Genomic DNA, 20,966 nt, shown 5'->3' with positions numbered 1-20,966 from the left:
AACTTGTAGTTAATTTACTTTTAATTTTTGACCGATATAAAGGGTATTGTCTGTCAATTTATTTTTGCGTTTCAAATCGTCCACCATCATATTGTATTTTTTCGAAATAGAATATAAGGTATCGCCTTTTTGAACCTCATAATAGGATTCATTTCGGGAACTCACTGCAATTGACCTTGTATTTTGATTTTCTATCGGTCGGTATTTAATTCCTAAAACCTGCGCATCATATTGTGCCAGATTATACCTTTCGATATAAGAAATTAATTTTTCAGGATATTTGGGATCCGTAGCATAACCCGCTTTACGCAAGCCTTTTGCCCAAGCCTGATAATCATCTTTATCCAATTCAAACAAACTGGAATACCTTCCTTTTCCGGTCAAAAACAAGGCGTGATCGCGGAAAGATTCGGCTACTTTATCATATTTTCTAAAACACTCCTGTCTGGCATCGTCATCGTGTCGTACAGAATCTCCCGTCCAGTCGGAATGGCATTTGATACCAAAATGATTATTAGCACTAACAGCCAAATCACCTCTTCCCGCTCCCGATTCTAGAATTCCCTGTGCCAGAATAATACTCGCCGGAATCCCATAAGTTTTCATATTACTCATCGCAATATCTTTGTATTCTAACACATAATTGCTCACAATATCATTGGTAACCACCGTTCGGGAAGTAGATTCAATGACTTCGTTACGACTTTTGCTGTTTTTTTTAGTTCTTGAAGAATAGGCATTGTTTTTAGAAGCTGCTTTTTTAGTCGTTACAATTGGGGATTTTGTAGCGTGACAACTCACTAAAGTGATGATAATAAATAATAGTAGGCTTTTTTTAAACATCGATTGTTATTGTTGGTAATTGTTTGTTTTTTAAACGTTCATTCATTCCAAAGATTCCCTGTAATCCACCGGTATGAATAAGCAAAATATTGGAATGCGCCGGAAAAAAATCTTTTTGAATTAAATCCAAAACACCAAAAACCATTTTCCCTGTATAAACCGGATCTAACGGAATTTTAGTATCCTTATAAAACTGATTGATAAAACGAACCAATTCTTCATTAATCTTAGCATATCCGCCAAAATGATAATCATTAATTAATTCCCAGTTGTCATTCTCTGCAAAAATACGGATTTCATCCTGTAAAAAATTGCCTTTCAAGGCCGGAAATCCCAAAACTTTTTGATGAGACAAAGCACTGTTAATAATTCCCGAAATCGTTCCGCCGGTTCCAACCGCACAACAAATATAATCAAACTTCGCGTCTTCTTCCGTTAAAATCTCCTGACAGCCTTTTATTGCCAATGCATTAGTCCCTCCTTCGGGAACGAGATAAAAATCACCAAATTTTGCTTTTAATTCTTCCAAAAAAACCGCTTCTGTTTTATGGCGATAAGCTTCGCGTGACACAAATTCAAATTGCATTCCGCATTCCTTAGCGAATTGCAAGGTTGGATTACTATCTGTCTTTTCGTTTAATTCATCTCCGCGAACAACACCAACAGACCGAAAACCCTGCTCCTGAGCTGCATAAGCTACCGCTGCAATATGATTAGAAAAAGCCCCTCCAAAAGTGAGGAGCGTTTCTTTATTCTCGGCTTTTGCCTGAAGTAAATTGTATTTTAATTTTCGAAATTTATTTCCGGAAACTACCGGGTGCAACAAATCCTCTCTTTTAATTGTAACCGAGATAGATTTAGGAAATAATATTTGTAATTCCTGATTCAAAACTTTTTTTTACAAAGGTAAAACTTCTAAAATTTCTCCATTATTTTCCACCGCAAATTCGCAAATTATTTTCTTTCTAAACTTTCAAAACTCTGTGAAAGCCTTAACTGTCTCTGCGGTTAAAACTTTAAACTTTATTTAAAAATAAATACTTCCAAAAACCAAAAAGCTTTCTTTTTTTAAGATATTCTAAATCTGCTTCATTGTTGTAAGCTTCTCTTTCAAAAGAAATATTTCGATAGGCATGATTTTTGTTGTTGTATTTCAGAAGATTAAAGAGGTATTCTAAAAAATACCAAACAAAAAAAGGCAGAATTAACAACTCTGTTTGTTGTCGCAAATGAATACGCTCGTGATTGACAAAAACAACATTGTCTTTATCAACACGAAATTTCAAAAACACAAAAGGAAAAACCGTCAAACCACGGAATCCTTTAGGTATTAAATACTTGTTAACAACAAAAAACATTGGTCTTTTAATTTATAAATTTGTATAAATAACGCTATTGAATGACAGGACAAAGTAATGAAAATAAATTAACTGAAGGCGAAGATTTCTATTACACCGCCGAAGGTTACAAATGTTTTACCGAAAAATACCATTTAAAAAGAGGCTATTGCTGTAAAAGTGGCTGCCGACATTGTCCTTATGGATATGATAAAAAAACAGGAAGTATACGAAAATAGCTTTATTTCAAACTTTTTCCTTTTTAAAAGTTCTAATCAAAACCGGATTTTTAATTATACATTAGTAATCAAATAATTGCATTATGAAAACAATCAAAATAATACCCTTATTATTTCTTTTTCTGCTAAGTGCCTGTAGCTCGATAAGAGTCAACTCTGATTACGACAGCCACGTGGATTTTAGCCAATACAAAACCTATGCTTTCCACAAAAAAGGAATTGACCGTGTTCAGATTTCGGAATTGGACAAAAAAAGAATTTTACATGCCATCGACAATGCGTTAATGCAGAAAGGGATGAGCAAAAGTGAAAATCCCGACTTATTAGTCAATATTTTCACTAAAGAAAGAGAACAAATTGACGTGAACCAATTCAACATGGGTTGGGGATACGGCTGGGGATGGGGCTGGAATCCTTTTTTATGGGGCGGCAATACTTATGTTTCCTCGTCAACTCAAGGCACACTTTACATTGATTTAATTGATGCTAAAAAGAAAGAATTGATTTGGCAAGGAGAAGGAATAGGAACCCTTACTGAAAACCGAAAAGAGAAAGAAAAACAAATCAACGAATTTGTTTCTAAAATTCTGGCTCAGTTTCCTCCTGCTCCCGAAACAAAATAAACAACTCCTGAATTCTAAAAGCAAAAATTTATATATTTGTTAAACAATTCAAAAACATGAAAAATTTGATTAACATACGTATCGCGATTAACATTATTATTCCCTAATAATGACGGAGAGTTATGTAAATCAGTACCAAAAATACAATTTATCAAACCTCCGTTAAGGAGGTTTTTTTATACCGGAATTATGAGTTTATTTCAACAAATAATAGAAGCCAAAAAACAATTACAGGATGTTGTAATGGCAACACCTTTATCCAAAAATTTAAATCTTTCAAACGAATTTAATGCTACAATTTTATTAAAAAGAGAAGATTTACAAACCGTTCGTTCTTATAAAATCAGAGGTGCTTACAACAAAATAAGCACCCTTACTGCTGAAGAACAGGAACAGGGTGTTATTTGCGCCAGCGCCGGAAATCACGCTCAGGGTGTGGCTTATTCCTGCAAATTGCTTCAGATAAAAGGCAAAATTTACATGCCTAAAACCACTCCGAAACAAAAAATAAAACAAGTAAAACTTTTTGGAGAGAATTATGTAGAAATCATCCTTACGGGCGATACTTTTGATGATGCTTATACGGCCGCAATAGCAGAATCCACTAAAAACAAGATGGCTTTTATTCATCCTTTTGATGATGAAAAAGTAATTGCCGGTCAGGGAACTGTAGGACTCGAAATCTTAGAAAGCTATAAAAAACCTATTGATTATGTTTTTGTTCCAATAGGTGGCGGCGGACTAGCCTCCGGGCTTTCAGAAGTTTTTAAACATTTAAGTCCGCAAACTAAAATCATTGGTGTAGAACCTGAAGGCGCACCTTCGATGCAAACTTCCATCGCCAATAACAAAGTAACCGTTTTAGACAATATCGATAAATTTGTTGACGGAGCAGCCGTAAAACAAGTGGGCAAACTCACTTTTGACATTTGTAAAAAAAGCCTAAGCGACATTATTCTGGTTCCGGAAGGCAAAGTTTGTACCAGCATTTTACGTTTATACAACGAAGAAGCCATGGTAGTTGAACCAGCAGGAGCTTTAGCCATAGCCGCCTTGGATTTTTACAAAGAAAAAATAAAAGGTAAAACCGTCGTTTGTATCGTCAGCGGAAGCAACAACGATATTGAACGCACCGCCGAAATAAAAGAACGTTCCTTGCTTTATGAAGGACTGATGCATTATTTTATGATTCAGTTTCCGCAACGTCCTGGCGCTTTAAAAGAATTTGTCAACGACATTTTAGGCCCGGACGACGATATTACCTATTTCCAGTTTACCAAGAAAAACAATCGCGAAACAGGCCCGGCCGTTGTTGGGCTTGAACTTAAAAACAAAAATGATATTGAAGCTATTAAAACCAAGATGAATAACAAGGGTTTTGAATACAAATATCTCAATGACAAACTTGATTTATTCAACCAGCTAATTGGCTAAAAAATATTTCCGTAATCCATTATTCGATCAAAAATGCCTTATTTAAACGATATACAAAATCTTGATGATATTAAACTATTGGTAGATACTTTTTATTCTAAAGTTCAAAAAGACCCGCTGATTGGTCCAATTTTCAATGAAAAAATTGGTAATAACTGGTCGGCACATTTAGAACGTATGTATCGTTTTTGGCAAACTATTTTACTGGAAGAACACACTTATTCCGGAAGCCCGTTTCCGCCACACAAACATTTACCGGTAGAAAAAGCACATTTTAATCGTTGGATGGAAATTTTTACCGAAACCATTGATAAACTTTATACCGGAGAGTTAGCCGAAGAAGCCAAACTCCGTGCTAAAAACATGGCTGAAATGTTTTTTTATAAAATAGAGTATTTTAGAACCGGGGGAAGAGATTTTTTTGGAAATTAAAAACTCACAACTTGATTTTTTGAGTTAAATCGGTTTCACTCTCAATAATATTTCCCTCAAATTTTAAAGTCCAGCCTAAGTTTTTAGTCAGAATAAAAAGTTGTGACAACTCACTAATCAAGCGATTTTTAGCATTTTTCTTCAAAGACGAATTGGCTATTTTCTTAGCTAAATTAGCCCGTACCTGCTTATTGATTTTATTATAATCCTCTCCGGTAAACGGATTTAATTTACTTTGTTCCACATCATAAAACTGAATATCGGGACTAATTTTGATTTCTTCTTTGGGAATGTTTAAAATAGTGATAGTTTTATTTTTTTCGTCAATATCGTATTTCATTTGATGCAAATCATAGGCTACTGTTACATCGACATTGACAACCAAGAGCGCTTTCTTTTCAAAAGAAAGCATATTCATCAGGTATTTTTGTTGGTTTTTATAGGTAATCACCTCGGCAAAATGTCCTTCGGTCACAACTAATTTGCCTACATTCAAAATTTGTTGCTGAATTAAATTGGTGTTGTAACTAAGTTCTTCCGGATTGTCTTTTTTGAACTCACAATATTTAAACGACAACGCAACCACAACAACTGCAATTACACTAATGAGTATTTTTCTAATCATAATTCAAATTTCATAAAAGGATAACGAATACAGATGTCGGTGATTTTTTTCTGAAGTTTTACCAAAAACTTTTGATGACTTTCGGATTCCGGATTAAAAGGACGATGATTCAAGCTACTTTGAATACTTCCTATTTCTTCCAAAACCGGCAAAGCTGATTTTGAAATTGCTGTTTCTTTAAATCGCTGCCAGATATAATCTATCGCGAGCTGATTAGGATGCAACATATCCTCGGCATAAAAACGATAATCCCGCAATTCGTCCATCATGATTTCATAACTGGGAAAATAGTTATGAGCTGTGAGTTGTGAGTTATCAGTTGAATGAATTGCTGCAATCAAATGCGCTTTACTCCATTGATTTTCGACAAAACCATCTTTAATGTGACGCACGGGAGAAATGGTAAGTATAAATTTTGCCTCCGGATTTACCGTTTGAATAAGCTGAATGGTATTTTGAAGAGCCGTTTGAATCCTTTCAACCGAAAGTAATTCTTTGGTAAATTGCTTTTGAGGCACTTTATGACAATTGGCTACAATCTGATTACTTTCTTTATTTCGATATACCCAAGCCGTTCCATAGGTAATTAAAAAATGTGTCGATTCGCTGATTTGTTGATTGGTTAAATCGAATAAATCATTCAATGAATCTAAAAAAATTGCTTTATCCGGATTAGAAAGTTCCGAATGCACTTCGAAACAATGCCATAAATCATTGTGATAAAAAATATCTTCTTCGGTAAAAAAACGCTTATGAACGGCTCGCTGAACTAATTTTTCAATGGAAACTGGATTGAAGATAATCCCAAAAGGATTGCAGCTGTTTTGAAATTTAAAATACTCCAATTTCTCAGCCATATTCACCGCAAAACAGGAACCCAGACTTAAAATTTTGGAATGATAATCAATAGGAAACTGAATTTCAGTGATTGGTATTGGGGTACGAAATTGCATTGCCGTTTTTTTCCAAAAATAAGTATTATAATTTAATACAAATACTGAATTTTAGAATAATTAGGATTCGTCAAACTGGCTTCCGAAACCTGCTCCACCGGGTAATTATCGGCATCATACTTATAAGTTGTTTTATAAATATTAGCAGAAGAAATAGTTCCTTCTCCTTCAGTAACAGTCGTCTCGGAAACTGCCTGTACCATATTATTTTTGGATACCAAAGCGCCCTGATTTAGCAACTTATCGTAACCTAAAATACTATAATAAGGGTTATTAAACGTATCATAGTCATAACTAATTTTCAAACTAACGGTTTGATTTTCATCTAAAACATCAAACAAACGCTCGTCTTTAATCAGATTTTTATTTTTAAAAGACAACGTTCCGTGATAGACTTTTTGGGCTTCGTTTTTAGTTGTCCCGTTGAATTTCTCATAAGAAACCGTTCCGTCTGAATTATAACTGTAATAAATCGAATAATTTTCGGAAGAAGTAAGCTGAACTAATTTTTCATTTTCGTAACTGAATTCTAAAACCACACTTGATTTCGAATCTTTATCATAAGTTACAATTCTGGAAATAAGTCCGTTTGCATAAGTATAATCGATTCTTTGCTTTGAATTTTCGGCGCTGATAATTTGATTTTCTTGATATTTGAAAATAGAATTCTCAACAACATCATTCTCAGTAGTTTCAATTATTTTTACAAAAACTTTCCCCTTATCATCTTTATCGTTCGAACAGGAAGTAAGAACCAAAGCAATAACAGAAATCAGAAAAAATATTTTGGTCAAATTTTTCATGCGATATAGGTTAATTGAACTGGATATTTTTGGGACTCCAAAACTAAATATTTAATACAGCCAAGCCAACAAAACAGGTTTAACGACCTAAAAACTCGTTCAAAGGGCACTTTTAAAAACAAAAATCAGCCTGCTTTAAAGACAGCCTTTCCTTTTACCAATATCATCTTTTAGGTTTGCCAATAAACTTCCAAATTCAAAGTAAAGCAATCCACTGATTTACAAACACAAAACCACTGATTAAACCCAACCAAAACACCTTAAACCCGGAAAAACACAGTCTTTTAACATTTCATTTTTATCGATAAAAAGCAAGGCACTCGCGGTTTAAAGAGTTTTTTTTCCTTTTAACGATTTTAAGTTGTTTACTAATTTTTTGCTTCTACATTTGACAAGGATACCAGCAAAACACACTATGAAAAATATATTCAACCCTATTTACAGACAGGATTTTTTCGAAGGCTATTCAGCGGGGCAAAATCCTTATTCTGAAGTAAAAAACAAAACTTCCAATTCGGCATTTAATGATGGTTTTAATTCCGGCCGACTGGATTATGAAAGTTTAAATGGAAGTATCCACGAAGGAATTCCGAAAAAAATTATTACCGAAAAAATTCTGGATGAATTTTTATTAGCCGGCTTATTAGGAATTAATGTTGACACCGACGGTTATACGCATTTCCAAATAGCCATTCTGTTAAAATGGTATCAAAGCGGTATTGAACAATACGACCCAAAAGAGAACAGTTACTTACTGGATATTCTGGAAGAAAACGGAATTGAAGTAAGTTACTCAGAAAAATAAAATTAAGTTTATAAATTCTTTTTAAGAGATTAAAAGAATAGCATTTCGTCTTCTTTTTTGTCCCAAAGATCCAAACTTAAACCAGAAAACCCTTTTAATTTGTCTTCACAAACTAAAAGGGTTTTTCTTATTTTATATATCACGAAAGATTATTTTACAAACTCAACAGCTTTTGCTAAAGCTTCCGGAATTCCTGCTGCATTCTTTCCTCCTGCTGTAGCAAAGAACGGCTGACCTCCTCCGCCTCCCTGGATAAATTTCCCTAATTCACGAACTACCTGTCCGGCATTTAGGTTTTTCTCAGCCACTAATTCTTTAGAAATATAACAAGTTAACATCGGTTTGTCTTCGTTTACAGTTGCTAATACCACAAATAAATTTTCCTTATTACTTCCTAATTCGTGAACCAAATCTTTAGCTCCTGAAGGATCCAAATCTACTTGCTTCGCTAAGAATTGTACTCCGTTTACTTCCTGTAATTCCTGAGCCAATTCGCCTTTCATATTTTTAGCTTTCTCTTTCAGTAAAGCTTCTACTTGTTTTTTCAACTTAGCATTTTCATCCTGTAATGAAACCACAGCTTTTACCGTGTCTTGTGGATTTTTCAATACCGATTTAATTTCGCCCAATAATTCTTCCTGAGAAGCAAAAAACTGTCTTACTCCTTCTCCGGTTATCGCTTCAACACGACGAATTCCGGCAGCAACCGCTCCTTCCGAAACAATTTTGAAAGACCAAATATCAGCCGTATTATTCACGTGGATTCCTCCACATAATTCCATACTGTCGCCAAATTTAATCGCACGCACATTATCGCCGTATTTCTCTCCAAACAAAGCCATTGCGCCTTCTTCTAAAGCCTGTTGAATTGGAATACTTCTTCTTTCAATTAATGGCAATTGCTCTTGAATTCTCGCATTTACAAAATCCTCTACCTGTTGTAATTCTTCGTCCGTTACTTTTGAAAAATGCGAAAAGTCGAAACGTAAATTTTTTGGATTTACCAATGAACCTTTTTGCTCGACATGCGTTCCTAAAACACTTCGCAACGCCTGATGCATTAAGTGTGTCGCCGAGTGATTTTTAGAAGTCGCGGTTCTTAAATCGGTATTTACTTTCGCTACAAAAGAGGCCGAAATATTTTCTGGTAATTTTTTAGCAAAGTGTAAAATCAGGTTATTCTCTTTCTTGGTATCGATAATTTCGATGGTTTCGTTTGCAGAAACCAAGACTCCTTTATCACCAACCTGTCCTCCACCTTCCGGATAGAATGGTGTAGCATCTAATACAATTTGGTACAAAACACCGTCCTTCTTAGAATCTACTTTACGGATACGGGTAATTTTTACTTCATTTTCTGTTTGGTCATAACCCACAAAAGATTCTACATTTCCTTCAACCAGAATTTTCCAGTCATCCGTAGAAACTTCCGAAGCAGCACGAGAACGTGATTTTTGTTCCTGCATCGAAGCTTCAAATTCAGCTTCGTTAAACGACATTCCTTTTTCTTTTAAGATTAAGGCCGTCAAATCTTTTGGAAAACCAAAAGTATCATATAATTCAAAAGCTTTCACTCCGGAAACTTCCGTTCCTTTAGTTTCAGCCACTACATTTTCTAACAACTGTAATCCTTGTTCCAAAGTTCTTAAGAAAGAAGCCTCTTCTTCACGAATCACATTGGTAACTAATGTTTGTTGCTTTTTAATTTCAGGGAAAAACTCACCCATTTGATTCGCCAAAACTTCAACCAATTGATAAATAAAAGGCTCTTTGGTATTCAAGAAAGTAAATCCGTAACGAATGGCACGACGTAAAATACGACGAATTACATAACCCGCTCCGTTATTGGAAGGCAACTGCCCATCAGCAATAGCAAAAGCAACTGCACGTACGTGATCTACAATTACACGAATCGCAATATTGATTTTGTTTTGCTCTTCACTTATATTTTTAACTTCGTTAGAAGTGTATTTCAATCCGGTAATTTGCTCCACTTTTTCAATAAGCGGTGTAAACACATCGGTATCGTAATTAGAAGTTACGTTTTGCATTGCCATACACAAACGCTCAAATCCCATTCCGGTATCTACGTGTTGAGCCGGTAATTTTTCTAAGGAACCATCGGCTTTACGGTTGAATTCCATAAATACATTGTTCCAAATTTCCACTACCTGCGGATGATCGGCATTTACTAAACTAAAACCGGAAACAGCCGCTCTTTCAGCATCCGGACGCAAATCGATATGAATTTCCGAACAAGGTCCGCAAGGTCCCTGATCTCCCATTTCCCAGAAATTATCTTTTTTGTTTCCAAGTATAATGCGGTCTTCAGAAACAAATTGCTTCCAAATATCAAAAGCATCCTGATCAAAAGGCACATTCTCGGCTTCGTTTCCTTCAAAAACAGAAACATACAAACGGTCTTTATCTAGTTTTAAAACTTCTGTCAAAAATTCCCAAGCCCACGGAATAGCTTCTTTTTTGAAATAATCTCCAAAAGACCAGTTTCCAAGCATTTCGAACATGGTGTGGTGATAGGTATCAAAACCAACATCTTCCAAATCGTTATGCTTTCCGGAAACACGAAGACATTTTTGAGTATCCGCAATACGATTACTTTTCGGAGTGGCGTTTCCTAAAAAATATTCTTTAAACTGTGCCATCCCGGAATTGTTAAACATCAGGGTTGGATCGTCTTTTAAAACAATAGGTGCCGAAGGAACAATTAAATGTTCTTTGCTTTCAAAAAATTGTAAATACGCTTTGCGAATGTCTTGTGATTTCATTTTTATAATTTAATGATTCAAAGATTGAAAAATTTAAAGATTAATTCTTAAACCAAAGGAAACTTAACTCATTAAATTCCAATTTCATAAACCTTAATCTTTTGCTAAATTCATAAATTCAGCCAGCTTTAAGCTGCTAAATTTTTAAATCTTTCAATCAATTTTATATTATATTTAATACTAAAAAAAGGGCTGCACAAATAAAACATTTATTAAATTTGTTGCAATCCGCTTTTTTGAAGCTGCAAAAATAGGGTATTTTAAAATATGGCGAAAGTAAAATATTATTACGATTCTGAAAATCTGGCATATCGCAAAATCAAAGTCAAAAAAAGAAAGAAATTTGGCTTTGTCGCCCTGTTTTTACTGGCTGCCGCATTGTTTGGTTTTCTGAGTTTTGTAATTCTGCTGAACACCCCTTATTTTGACACTCCCAAAGACCGACTTTTACTTCGGGAAATTGAAAATTTGAAACTGAATTATGCGGTTTTGGACAAAAAAATGGATCAGATAGATAATGTTGTTGAAGCCATCGAAGAGCGAGACAACAATTTGTATCGAACTTATTTCAACACCGCTCCTATTCCTGAAGCAGAAAGAAAAGCCGGTTTTACCGATGTAAACCGATACAAAGCTTTAGAAGGTTATGACAATACCCAACTGGTTTTGCAAACCACTAAAAGAGTTGATGTTTTAACCAAAGAGCTGGCCATTCAGTCCAAATCATTGGATTATATTTTAAAATTAGCCAAAGAAAAAAACAAATTACTGGCTGCGATTCCGGCGATTCAGCCTGTCAGAAACGAGAATCTGAAAAGAATGGCTTCCGGATTTGGATACCGAACGGATCCTTTTACCAAGGTTAGAAAAATGCATGAAGGAATGGATTTTACCGCTAAAAAAGGAACACCGGTTTTTGCCACCGGAGACGGTGTAGTCAAACAGGCTGACAACAGAGCGTCGGGATACGGAAATCATATTGTTATCAGACATGGTTATGGTTATGAAACCTTATATGCTCATTTAAGCAAATACAACTGCAAAGCCGGGCAGCGCATTAAACGTGGTGACATCATTGGATTTGTAGGCAGCACGGGACGTTCGGAAGCACCTCATTTGCATTACGAAGTTCACAAAGACGGTCGAGTAGTGAATCCGCTTAATTTTTATTACGGCAATATTTCGGCAGTCGAATACGTTGCCATTTCAAAATTGGCTAATCAGGAAAATCAGTCATTGGATTAACGATTTTTGACTGTTAATTGCTGATTTTAGAATTAAAACATTGGTTTTTGGAATTTATTAATTTGGAATTTAAAAAATTATGCACATAGAGTTACAACCCGGCAAAAGATATTACAGCATAGGCGAAGTAGCCAAAGCATTTGATGTAAATGCTTCGCTCATTCGTTTTTGGGACAGTGAATTTGACATTCTTAAACCTAAAAAAAACGCCAAAGGAAACCGAATGTTCACTCCGGAAGACATCAAAAACCTGCAATTGATTTACCATCTGGTAAAAGAAAGAGGTTTTACGCTCGAAGGAGCCAAAACGCATTTGAAAGAAGGACAAAAGAAAACGCTGGACAAATTTGAAATCATCAGCAAACTGGAAGCCATCAAAGTGCAGTTGACCAATATTAAAAATGAACTATAGATTTAAGATTAACGATTTTTGATTTTAGATTACAAACAATAAATAATAAACTTTAAATTAAACAGAAACATGGATTTTAAGAAATTTTTACCTTGGATTATTGGTGCAGTTATTCTTTTTGGAATTTACGGTTGGGTAAAAGGAATCAACAACACTGCGGTAACTTTGAATCAGGATATTGAAGAATCCTGGGGAAATGTTCAAACGGCTTATCAAAGAAGAAATGATTTGATTCCAAATATAGTAAACACCGTAAAAGGATATGCTGAACACGAAAAAAGCACTTTAACAGCAGTTATTGAAGCCCGTGCCAAAGCGACTCAAACTACGGTTGACCCAACTAACATCACACCGGAACAATTAGAAGCTTTCAACAAAGCACAAAGCGGTGTAAGCAGCTCTTTATCACGTTTATTGCTTACTGTAGAACAATATCCAAACCTTAAAGCCGACCAGAATTTCCTGAAATTACAGGACGAATTGGCCAGTACCGAAAACCAAATTTTAACAGCTCGTACGCGTTTTAACGAAGCCGTTAAACCATACAACAACCATATTAAAACCTTCCCAAACTCATTATTTGCAGGCGTATTTGGCTTCAAAGAAAAAGCGTATTTCAACGCTGTAGAAGGTGCTGATAAAGCTCCGGAAGTGAAATTCTAAACCTTTTAAACCATTAAGAAATTAAGCAGATTAAGCAAAACTTAAATAACTTAATTTCTTAATGGTAAAATCTAACCGTTCTGGAAGCAAAAACAAAGATTTCAAAACTTAATTTTTCTCACATGTCAAACGTTGAAGATTTTTTAACTCCGGAAGAAGAACAGGAGATAGTTGAAGCCATTCGCATTGCCGAAAAAAACACTTCAGGTGAAATTAGAGTTCACATTGAAAAGACAACTTCTATAGATGCTTTTGACCGCGCCAAAGAGGTTTTTCACCAACTAAAAATGGATGAAACCCAATTAAAAAACGGGGTTTTAATTTATCTGGCCGTTGACGATCATAATTTTGTTATTTGCGGAGACAAAGGAATCAACGATGTTGTGGAAGATAATTTTTGGAACTGTACCCGCGATGCCATGATCACTCAATTCAAACAAAGAAAATTCAAACAAGGGCTTGTTGACGGGATTTTAAGAGCCGGAGAACAACTCAAAAAATATTTTCCGTGGCAGGAAGGCGACACCAACGAATTATCGAACGAAATCTCAAAAGGATAATACAATGCAAAAATCAGAAGGCAGAATGCAGCCATCAGTATTCAAAAAACATTTAAGCGATAAACTAGGCTATCTGTTTTTAGCTTTTATATTCTTACTGAACTGCAATTTATTAGTTGCCCAATTTAAAATCCCCGAAAAACCTTCGTTTCAAACTTCCGTTTACGATTATGCTAATCTTTTTAATTCGAACGAGAAAGCACAATTGGAGGAAAAACTCATTCGATATTCTGACTCCACAACCACTCAAATTGTAGTCATTACGATTGAAAGTTTAAAAGGAGAAGATGTCAGTTTGCTGGCAACAAAATGGGCTCAAACTTGGGGAATTGGAGGCACGGCTAAAGATGACAACGGAGTTATTATCTTAATTTCTAAAAACGATCGAAAAATTGCCATCAATCCGGGTTACGGACTGGAAGACCGATTGACAGCCGGAATTGGCGGAGAAATTATTCGAAATATTATTATTCCCGAATTCAAAGCAGGAAGTTTTTATAACGGAGTCGATAAAGGTATTGACGCTTTAATTGATGTTTTTAAAGGCAAATACAAAGGCAGCCGAAAACAAAATCAACAACAGGATTTCCCTATTCTTCCTTTCATTATCATTATCGTTCTGATTTTCATTTTAGCTTCCCGAAACAAAAGAGGAGGCGGTGGAAATTCAGGAAACAATGGCGGTGGCGGACCAAGTTTACTGGATATGATTATCTTAAGTAATTTAGGTCGAAACAGTGGCGGTTTTGGAGGAGGAGGATTCGGTGGTTCCTCCGGTGGTGGATTTGGAGGCGGCGGTTTCGGTGGCGGCTTTGGAGGAGGAGGATTCTCCGGCGGTGGTTCCAGCGGAAGTTGGTAAAAAAACATATTAAAACAAAAAAACCACTTCCATTGGAAGTGGTTTTTTGTTTTAAAAGTAAATCTTCTTAAAACCTTCTTTCATTATATTTCTTTTCTTTTCCGCCAAATTTACTAATCTTATAAGTTAACGAAAACATGAGATAACGTTTTAAAACCGTGTTTTCCGAATCATAAATATTGGTTGGCGAAATATATCTGGTAGCATTTTGATTCTGATTCAAAATATCATACACTTTCACTTTAGCCGTTAATTGATCTTTGAAAAATGTATAGCCTAAACTGGTGTTCCATAAATAAAAATCTTTCTTGTAACCATCCGAAATATTCGAATTATAGGAATAGGAAAAATCATTGGCAAAAATCCATTTTTTTCCAAAATAATTAGTCGTTTGCAGTTCTGCCCTATGATTAAAATTAGATGTTGAGCTAATAGTGTAATTCGTGTATTTTGAATCATTAAACACCGGATTATAATTAGCCGTTAAACTAAAAAGCTTATCAATTTCATAAGTAAAATTGATTCTTGGATATACTGAAAAAGTATTCGCTTCATAAATTTCTCCATCAACAAATCCTTTGTCAAAACTGTATCCCCCGTAAGTTCCTACACTAAACTTATAAATATTAGCTTCTTTTTTTAAAGTTTTATTCCAGGAACCTCCCAGACTAACGGAATAATTTCCGGAAATATTCTCATAAGTACTGGTCGTTTTTAGATTCTCTTTGTCATAAATCATCGAAGAAACCACTCTGTTTTCATAATAATTAGCATACATATACACATAAAAACCCGAACGTGTTGCATAATCGTAATTATTATAACTAATATTCCCGGAATGGGTTTTATTTGGATTCAAATCAGGATTTCCTTTATAAATACCTATAGGATTTGACAAATCTTCAACCGGCAAAAGTTGGTAAGCCGAGGGCAAATCGACTCTGTAATCATAATAAATTCCTACGGATTTAGACTTTGAAATTGTATATCTTGAATTCATATTAAAATAAGGCAACACATAGTTTTTTCTTAAACCCATATCCTGTCCCATATAATTAGAAAAAGTATTTTGTCTAATAATCATGGGACCTGCTTCTAAATTGAAATTAATTTTTTTCTTTGTAATTTTAAAAGCCGTTTGTGGTCGAATAAATATATTTTCGGTCGTAAAATAATTGGATTGTGCCGCATTAAAATCATTGTATTCCTGACTCGAATCATTAAAATCAAAGGTTTTTCTTTCCGTTGAATTCGAATTAATTCTAAAATCACCACCAATTTCTACACTTAAAGAATCGGTTATTTTATTAGAAAACTCCACATTAAGATGGTAATTATCGGTTATATTTTTGTTCCTAATATTTTGATTTCTATCAACATCTATTTCTGCCGGATTCTGAAAATCTACTTTATTCACACTCATCCCGTTAGATTCGTCTTTTGAATTTTCATTATCAAAATTAACGGCTAAAAATTGCTTATTGCCTTTAAAACGTTTGTTAAAAAAAATCGAATTATTAAACTTGTCATTATTTGAATCACTGGAATAATTGTTGGTACTTTCGTTAGCCAAATCACCGTTGGTATTATAGGATTCTCCCGAAGATTCATTCCGATTATTAGACTGGCTTTTGTTGAACTTAGGTGCAACCACAATCGTTGCCGTAGAATCTATTTTGTATTCAAATTCAAAATTCAGATTGTGTCCGTTAGTTTCATTATTCGATGTTCCTCTGGATTCAGAATACAAATTTCCGGTTGGTAAAAAAGTAGTCACTTTGCTCGAAGTCTTATTTTCAGTATTGGCATTGGTAAAGAAATAACTTCCGGTGGCATCAAAATGTTTAGCCAGTTCGTCGGTATAATTCACTCCAATCATATTCGACCTGGTAATTCCATTACCTCCGCCAAAACGGATTCCGTTTACGGCAAAAGAATTTTGTCCGTAATAATAACCACTTCGACTTCGCCCACCTCCCATATTGTCAAAAATTTCATTCATCGAAAAGCCTGGCGAATTGATATTATTGAACGAAGTCAGCACACTTATTTTTCTTTTATTTTTAAAATAATTGATTAATCCGTTGCTTTCATACCTGTTATCCGTTCCGGCACCCGCCATAATTTTACCAAAAAGTCCTTTGTTTTTATCCTTATCAATCGTCAGATTAATGCTGGCATTATTAGACGAAGCCGCCTGCTTATTGAGTTCTTCTTTTTTAGTTTTGGTATCGCTCACCTGAATTTTATTAATCAAATCGGCAGGTAAACTTTGCAACGCAATTTTTCCGTCTTTATCAAAAAATGGTTTTCCATTTACTAAAATCTGGTTGACTTCCTTGCCGTTTACAGTAATTTTCCCTTCCTCATCAATAACAACTCCGGGCAATTGTTTTAACAAAGTTTCCACATTGGCATCCGGTCTCACTTTAAAAGAAGAAGCATTAAATTCCAGAGTATCTTTTTTTATGCGAATAGGCGGCGCCTCACTTTTTATCACCACTTCATTCAATACATTTTCATTTTCTATCAAAAATAAATTACCAAAATCTTTACTTTCGGTTAACGCATCCATCTCTTTCTTTAATGATTGGTACCCCATATAAGAAATTTTTAAAAAGAACGGCTGAGTAATTTTTTTAGTTTCTAATTTGAAATTGCCGTTTTTATCCGAAATCGTATAATCGATTACTGTGGAATCTTTGGCTGACGACAAATATACAGTCGCTGCCTCAATAGGAAATTGATTCTTTTTATCTAACAATTTCCCCTTAACTTCAATAGCATTTTGAGCCTGAAAGGAAATACAATAAAACAATGAAAAAAGAATTGGTAAGAGTCTTTTCATACACGAATAGCTTTGGTTAGTCATAAAATAGCTACGCAAGCTAAGCCTTTTTGATGAATCAAAGTTATTTCTTACGTAAAAATTAACATATTATTTTTCTTAACAAAAAGAAAACCGCGGTATTTCCAGACTTCTAAAAAATCATTCTTCTCGAAAACTTTAACAATTTTAATCAGTTGCATAAAAATCAGTTGTAACATTTATAAAATTATTTATCTTTATCCTGATTTAAATTAAACTTAGCCGCGAACGAATAACAGATGCTTTCACAAAAAACCAAATACGCCCTTAAAGCCCTACTCTATTTGGCGCAACAGGATATCAATCATATCTCTAAAACGACCGATATTGCCGAATCGGCTAATATTCCTAAAAAGTTTTTAGAACAGATATTACTGGATTTAAAGCGCGGACATTTAGTAGGCAGCAAACAGGGAAAACTAGGCGGCTATTACCTTTTAAAATCCGGAAATGAAATTACTTTAGCCGATATTCATCGTTTATTTGACGGCGCTATCGCTTTACTACCTTGTGCTTCACTAAATTTTTACGAGCGTTGTTCGGATTGTAAAGACGAGTCGGAATGCCTGCTACGACACGGTTTAATGACAATCAGAGACGAAACTTTGAAAGCCATGCAGGGGATTACAATAGCTTCATTAGTAAAAAAATAAAAAAATATTTATTTAATTCTACTATTTTTATAGAATTTATATATATTTGCATCGATTTACAATTATCACTATAATTATTAAACGATGAAAACAATTCAAAAACGCTTTTTCAAAAAAAGCCCAAAAACGGTTATTACTTTAAATTCAAATAAAATAATTCATTATTGTATGATGTATATGTGCTCTTAAAAAAATTTAATTTAAAACTCTACTAATCATATATAATTAATAAAATAATGAAAACAATTATAAAAAAAATATTCACAACTATCTTATTATTAAGTATTTCAAACAGCATTGCACAAACCATAAAAGGCCGTGTGACTACCAAGGAAACCAATGCCCTACCGTCGGCAAATGTTGTCATTAACGGAACCACATTCGGAACTACTACCGATGTAAACGGAGATTTCAGCATTGAATCACAAGGAAAATTGCCAATTACACTTTTAATCCAATATGCAGGATACAAAGCAGAAAAAGTATTTCTCTCAACCATACCTGCGACTCCTTTAAACATTATTTTGACAGAAGATAATCAGCTGGCCGAAGTAGTAATTTCATCCCGAAGAAGAATTGAGAAAGCTCAAAATGTACCCATTCCAATTTCGGTTGTAAGCGGAAAACAAGCCGAACAAGCTGGTGCTTTCAATGTAAACCGAATTAAAGAATTAATTCCTTCGGTACAATTATATTCATCAAACCCTAGAAACACTGGAATTAATATTCGAAGTTTAGGTTCTCCTTTCGGTTTAACGAATGACGGTATTGATCCCGGAGTTGGTTTTTATGTTGACGGTGTGTATTATGCACGTCCTGCTGCGACTACTTTAGATTTTGTCGATATCAGTCAGATTGAAGTGTTGCGTGGACCACAGGGAACTTTATTTGGAAAAAACACCACTGCCGGAGCTTTTAACATCACCACCAGAAAACCAAGTTTTACACCTAGCGCCAATTTTGAAGTGAGTTATGGTAACTATTCATTTCTGCAAGCCAAAGCTTCTGTAACCGGTGGTTTAACTAAAAAAATTGCCGGACGCCTTTCTTTTTCGGGAACACAAAGAGACGGTTTAATCGAAAATGTAGCTACCGGAAAATCGACTAATACTTTGAACAATCAGGGAATCAAAGGGCAACTATTGTATACCCCGTCAGCCAATACCAATATTCTACTTTCAGCAGATATTACAACTCAACGTCCTGACGGTTATGCGCAGGTTATTGCCGGAGTTGCTCCTACTCAGAGAGCTGCTTACCGACAATTCAATCAAATTATTGCCGATTTGGGTTACCAATTACCAAGCACAAATGCTTTTGACCGAAAAATAGATCAGGATACGCCTTGGCGTTCCAATCAGGATTTAGGGGGTGCTTCTTTAAATGTAGATACAAAAATTGGTAGCGGAACGCTAACTTCAACAACTGCCTGGCGTTTTTGGAATTGGGATCCGTCCAATGACAGAGACTTTACAGGATTACAGGTATTAGCTAAATCGCAAAATCCAACCAGACAAACACAATTTACTCAGGAAATACGCTATGCCGGACAAGTTTCCTCTAAAATCAGTGCTGTGGGAGGTATCTTTTTTATCGACCAAAATTCACATACAACCGGAACAGAAGAATCAGGAAGTGCGCAATGGCGTTTTGCTCAAAGTACTAGCAGTACCAAATGGTCAACTCCTGGTTTATTTGAAGGTTACGGAATTAACACAGACGCAAGTATTCATGCAACATCTGCGGCTGTATTTGGTCAGTTAGACTGGACGATTACTGAAAAATTACATATTTTACCTGGTTTACGTTATAACTACGACAGAAAAGATGCCGATTACAACCGTACTACTTACGGAGGCTTGCAAACAACAGATCCGGAATTAATTGCTTTGAAAAAATTAGTATATAGTGATCAAAGTTTTGCAAAAAACACGGATGCTACCGACTTTTCCGGAAATCTTACGTTATCCTATAAACCTACTGACCGAGTAAATACTTATGCAACCTATGCAAAAAGTTACAAACCTGTGGGTGTAAACGTAGCGGGACTACCAACGCTTAACGGAGCTCCAATATTGGATTTGGCTGTAATCAAACCGGAAAGTGTCAATCATTATGAAATAGGAGCTAAAACAACACCATTTAACAATACCATATTTAATATTACATTCTTTAATACCGATATTACTGATTATCAAACCAATGTTCAGGCGGCTGAACTAGGTGTTAACCGTGGCTATTTAGCCAATGCAGACAAAGTACGCGTAAGAGGAGCAGAAGTTGATTTTAGTGTATCTATTAACAGTCACTTCAATATAAACGGAGCTGCTACTTATACAGATGGAAAGTATATCAAGTTTACCAATGCACCGCTTCCGTTGGAAGAAACAGGAGCTGCCGTTTCTTATAAAGATGTTTCAGGTTCCAGCTTACCGGGAGTTTCCAAATGGGCCGGAAGCTTAGGGGGAGAATATACTACAGATGCTAAATTCTTTGGAAATCTGGGTAAATTCTTCATCGCATTGGATTCTTACAGCCGTTCGGAATTTTCATCAAGTCCGTCAGCTTCTAAATATTTAATCGTTCCCGGTTATGCTATTTTCAACGGGCGTTTAGGTTTCCGAGTTGCAGAAGGTTTGTCGGCACATATTTGGGGACGAAATCTTTTCAATAAAGATCATTACGAACAACTATTACCGGCAGGTGGAAATGCCGGACAATATGCCGGAGTTTTGGGAGACCAAAGAACCTATGGAATCACTTTGAAATATTCATTATAAAAACCCCAAAAATCATAACCAATTAATTATGAGATATTTAACCTA

Annotated in this window: 20 protein-coding genes; 12 read left to right on the top strand and 8 right to left on the bottom strand. The window is 35.1% G+C overall.

All coding sequences use genetic code 11. The annotated features are described in order from the left end of the window. Positions 1-9: 9 nt before the first annotated feature. The 3 genes from B6A10_RS13085 to B6A10_RS13075 form a co-directional block, all read right to left on the bottom strand. Positions 10-843 (bottom strand): glucosaminidase domain-containing protein, encoded by an 834-nt coding sequence (locus B6A10_RS13085; protein ID WP_188221222.1) that lies wholly within the window; start codon positions 841-843, stop codon positions 10-12. After that, positions 836-1,732, bottom strand: coding sequence for a 1-aminocyclopropane-1-carboxylate deaminase/D-cysteine desulfhydrase (locus B6A10_RS13080; protein ID WP_188221221.1), 897 nt, complete (start codon positions 1,730-1,732; stop codon positions 836-838). Before B6A10_RS13080 ends, B6A10_RS13085 begins: the two co-directional genes overlap by 8 nt. Before the next feature lie 127 nt (positions 1,733-1,859). Then, on the bottom strand, positions 1,860-2,201 hold the full coding sequence (locus tag B6A10_RS13075; protein ID WP_188221220.1) for a hypothetical protein: 342 nt from the start codon (positions 2,199-2,201) through the stop codon (positions 1,860-1,862). A gap of 41 nt (positions 2,202-2,242) precedes the next feature. Here B6A10_RS13075 and B6A10_RS13070 point away from each other — a divergent pair, with 41 nt between their 5' ends. From B6A10_RS13070 to B6A10_RS13055, 4 genes are all read left to right on the top strand, one after another. Further along, on the top strand, positions 2,243-2,419 hold the full coding sequence (locus B6A10_RS13070) for a DUF5522 domain-containing protein (RefSeq protein WP_188221219.1): 177 nt from the start codon (positions 2,243-2,245) through the stop codon (positions 2,417-2,419). An 83-nt stretch (positions 2,420-2,502) separates the two neighbouring features. Next, positions 2,503-3,042, top strand: coding sequence for a DUF4136 domain-containing protein (locus tag B6A10_RS13065; protein ID WP_188221218.1), 540 nt, complete (start codon positions 2,503-2,505; stop codon positions 3,040-3,042). A gap of 189 nt (positions 3,043-3,231) precedes the next feature. Next, on the top strand, positions 3,232-4,476 hold the full coding sequence (gene ilvA, locus B6A10_RS13060) for a threonine ammonia-lyase IlvA (RefSeq protein ID WP_188221217.1): 1,245 nt from the start codon (positions 3,232-3,234) through the stop codon (positions 4,474-4,476). A 33-nt stretch (positions 4,477-4,509) separates the two neighbouring features. Then, entirely contained in the window at positions 4,510-4,908 is a 399-nt protein-coding gene (locus tag B6A10_RS13055) for a group III truncated hemoglobin (protein ID WP_188221216.1), read from the top strand. A gap of 4 nt (positions 4,909-4,912) precedes the next feature. On the opposite strand, the gene B6A10_RS13050 is transcribed toward B6A10_RS13055, so the two are convergent. The 3 genes from B6A10_RS13050 to B6A10_RS13040 are packed head-to-tail and all read right to left on the bottom strand — an operon-like array spanning position 4,913 to position 7,289. After that, a complete protein-coding gene (locus B6A10_RS13050; RefSeq protein WP_188221215.1) occupies positions 4,913-5,533 on the bottom strand; it encodes a DUF4230 domain-containing protein in 621 nt (206 codons plus the stop codon). Then, a complete protein-coding gene (locus tag B6A10_RS13045) occupies positions 5,530-6,486 on the bottom strand; it encodes a GSCFA domain-containing protein (protein WP_188221214.1) in 957 nt (318 codons plus the stop codon). The genes B6A10_RS13050 and B6A10_RS13045 overlap by 4 nt, the downstream gene beginning before the upstream one ends. Positions 6,487-6,518: 32 nt before the next feature. After that, positions 6,519-7,289, bottom strand: a complete 771-nt coding sequence (locus tag B6A10_RS13040) for a hypothetical protein (RefSeq protein WP_188221213.1) — start codon at positions 7,287-7,289, stop codon at positions 6,519-6,521. A 415-nt stretch (positions 7,290-7,704) separates the two neighbouring features. Here B6A10_RS13040 and B6A10_RS13035 point away from each other — a divergent pair, with 415 nt between their 5' ends. Continuing rightward, positions 7,705-8,094: a hypothetical protein gene (locus B6A10_RS13035; RefSeq protein ID WP_188221212.1), complete on the top strand. Its 390-nt coding sequence runs from the start codon at positions 7,705-7,707 to the stop codon at positions 8,092-8,094. A gap of 149 nt (positions 8,095-8,243) precedes the next feature. Here B6A10_RS13035 and alaS read toward each other — a convergent pair whose 3' ends face one another. After that, on the bottom strand, positions 8,244-10,880 hold the full coding sequence (gene alaS, locus B6A10_RS13030; protein ID WP_055093977.1) for an alanine--tRNA ligase: 2,637 nt from the start codon (positions 10,878-10,880) through the stop codon (positions 8,244-8,246). Positions 10,881-11,147: 267 nt separating this feature from the next. On the opposite strand from alaS, the gene B6A10_RS13025 reads away from it, so the two are divergent. From B6A10_RS13025 to B6A10_RS13005, 5 genes are all read left to right on the top strand, one after another. Then, entirely contained in the window at positions 11,148-12,125 is a 978-nt protein-coding gene (locus tag B6A10_RS13025) for a M23 family metallopeptidase (protein WP_188221211.1), read from the top strand. Between the two features lie 79 nt (positions 12,126-12,204). Continuing rightward, positions 12,205-12,537: a MerR family transcriptional regulator gene (locus B6A10_RS13020; protein WP_026713247.1), complete on the top strand. Its 333-nt coding sequence runs from the start codon at positions 12,205-12,207 to the stop codon at positions 12,535-12,537. Positions 12,538-12,606: 69 nt separating this feature from the next. After that, complete coding sequence (locus tag B6A10_RS13015) at positions 12,607-13,200, top strand: LemA family protein (protein WP_188221210.1); 594 nt, start codon at positions 12,607-12,609, stop codon at positions 13,198-13,200. A 122-nt stretch (positions 13,201-13,322) separates the two neighbouring features. Next, the gene (locus tag B6A10_RS13010; protein WP_026713245.1) at positions 13,323-13,760 is read left to right on the top strand and encodes a TPM domain-containing protein; all 438 of its coding nucleotides are present in this window, start codon (positions 13,323-13,325) and stop codon (positions 13,758-13,760) included. Positions 13,761-13,764: 4 nt separating this feature from the next. Continuing rightward, complete coding sequence (locus B6A10_RS13005; protein ID WP_394354334.1) at positions 13,765-14,619, top strand: TPM domain-containing protein; 855 nt, start codon at positions 13,765-13,767, stop codon at positions 14,617-14,619. Positions 14,620-14,686: 67 nt separating this feature from the next. Here the strand turns inward: B6A10_RS13005 and B6A10_RS13000 are convergent, their stop codons facing one another. Further along, on the bottom strand, positions 14,687-17,467 hold the full coding sequence (locus tag B6A10_RS13000) for an outer membrane beta-barrel protein (protein ID WP_188221209.1): 2,781 nt from the start codon (positions 17,465-17,467) through the stop codon (positions 14,687-14,689). Between the two features lie 260 nt (positions 17,468-17,727). Between B6A10_RS13000 and B6A10_RS12995 the strand changes: the two genes are divergently transcribed. Continuing rightward, positions 17,728-18,141, top strand: a complete 414-nt coding sequence (locus B6A10_RS12995) for an RrF2 family transcriptional regulator (RefSeq protein ID WP_188221208.1) — start codon at positions 17,728-17,730, stop codon at positions 18,139-18,141. A gap of 236 nt (positions 18,142-18,377) precedes the next feature. Beyond that, positions 18,378-20,921: a TonB-dependent receptor gene (locus B6A10_RS12990; RefSeq protein WP_188221207.1), complete on the top strand. Its 2,544-nt coding sequence runs from the start codon at positions 18,378-18,380 to the stop codon at positions 20,919-20,921. The last annotated feature ends 45 nt before the right edge of the window (positions 20,922-20,966 follow it).

The organism is Flavobacterium pokkalii, assembly GCF_014596575.1.
GTDB classification, from domain to species: Bacteria; Bacteroidota; Bacteroidia; order Flavobacteriales; family Flavobacteriaceae; genus Flavobacterium; species Flavobacterium pokkalii.
The sequence above is the reverse complement of the archived record's forward strand: the minus strand, read 5'-3'. Positions and strand labels throughout refer to the sequence as shown.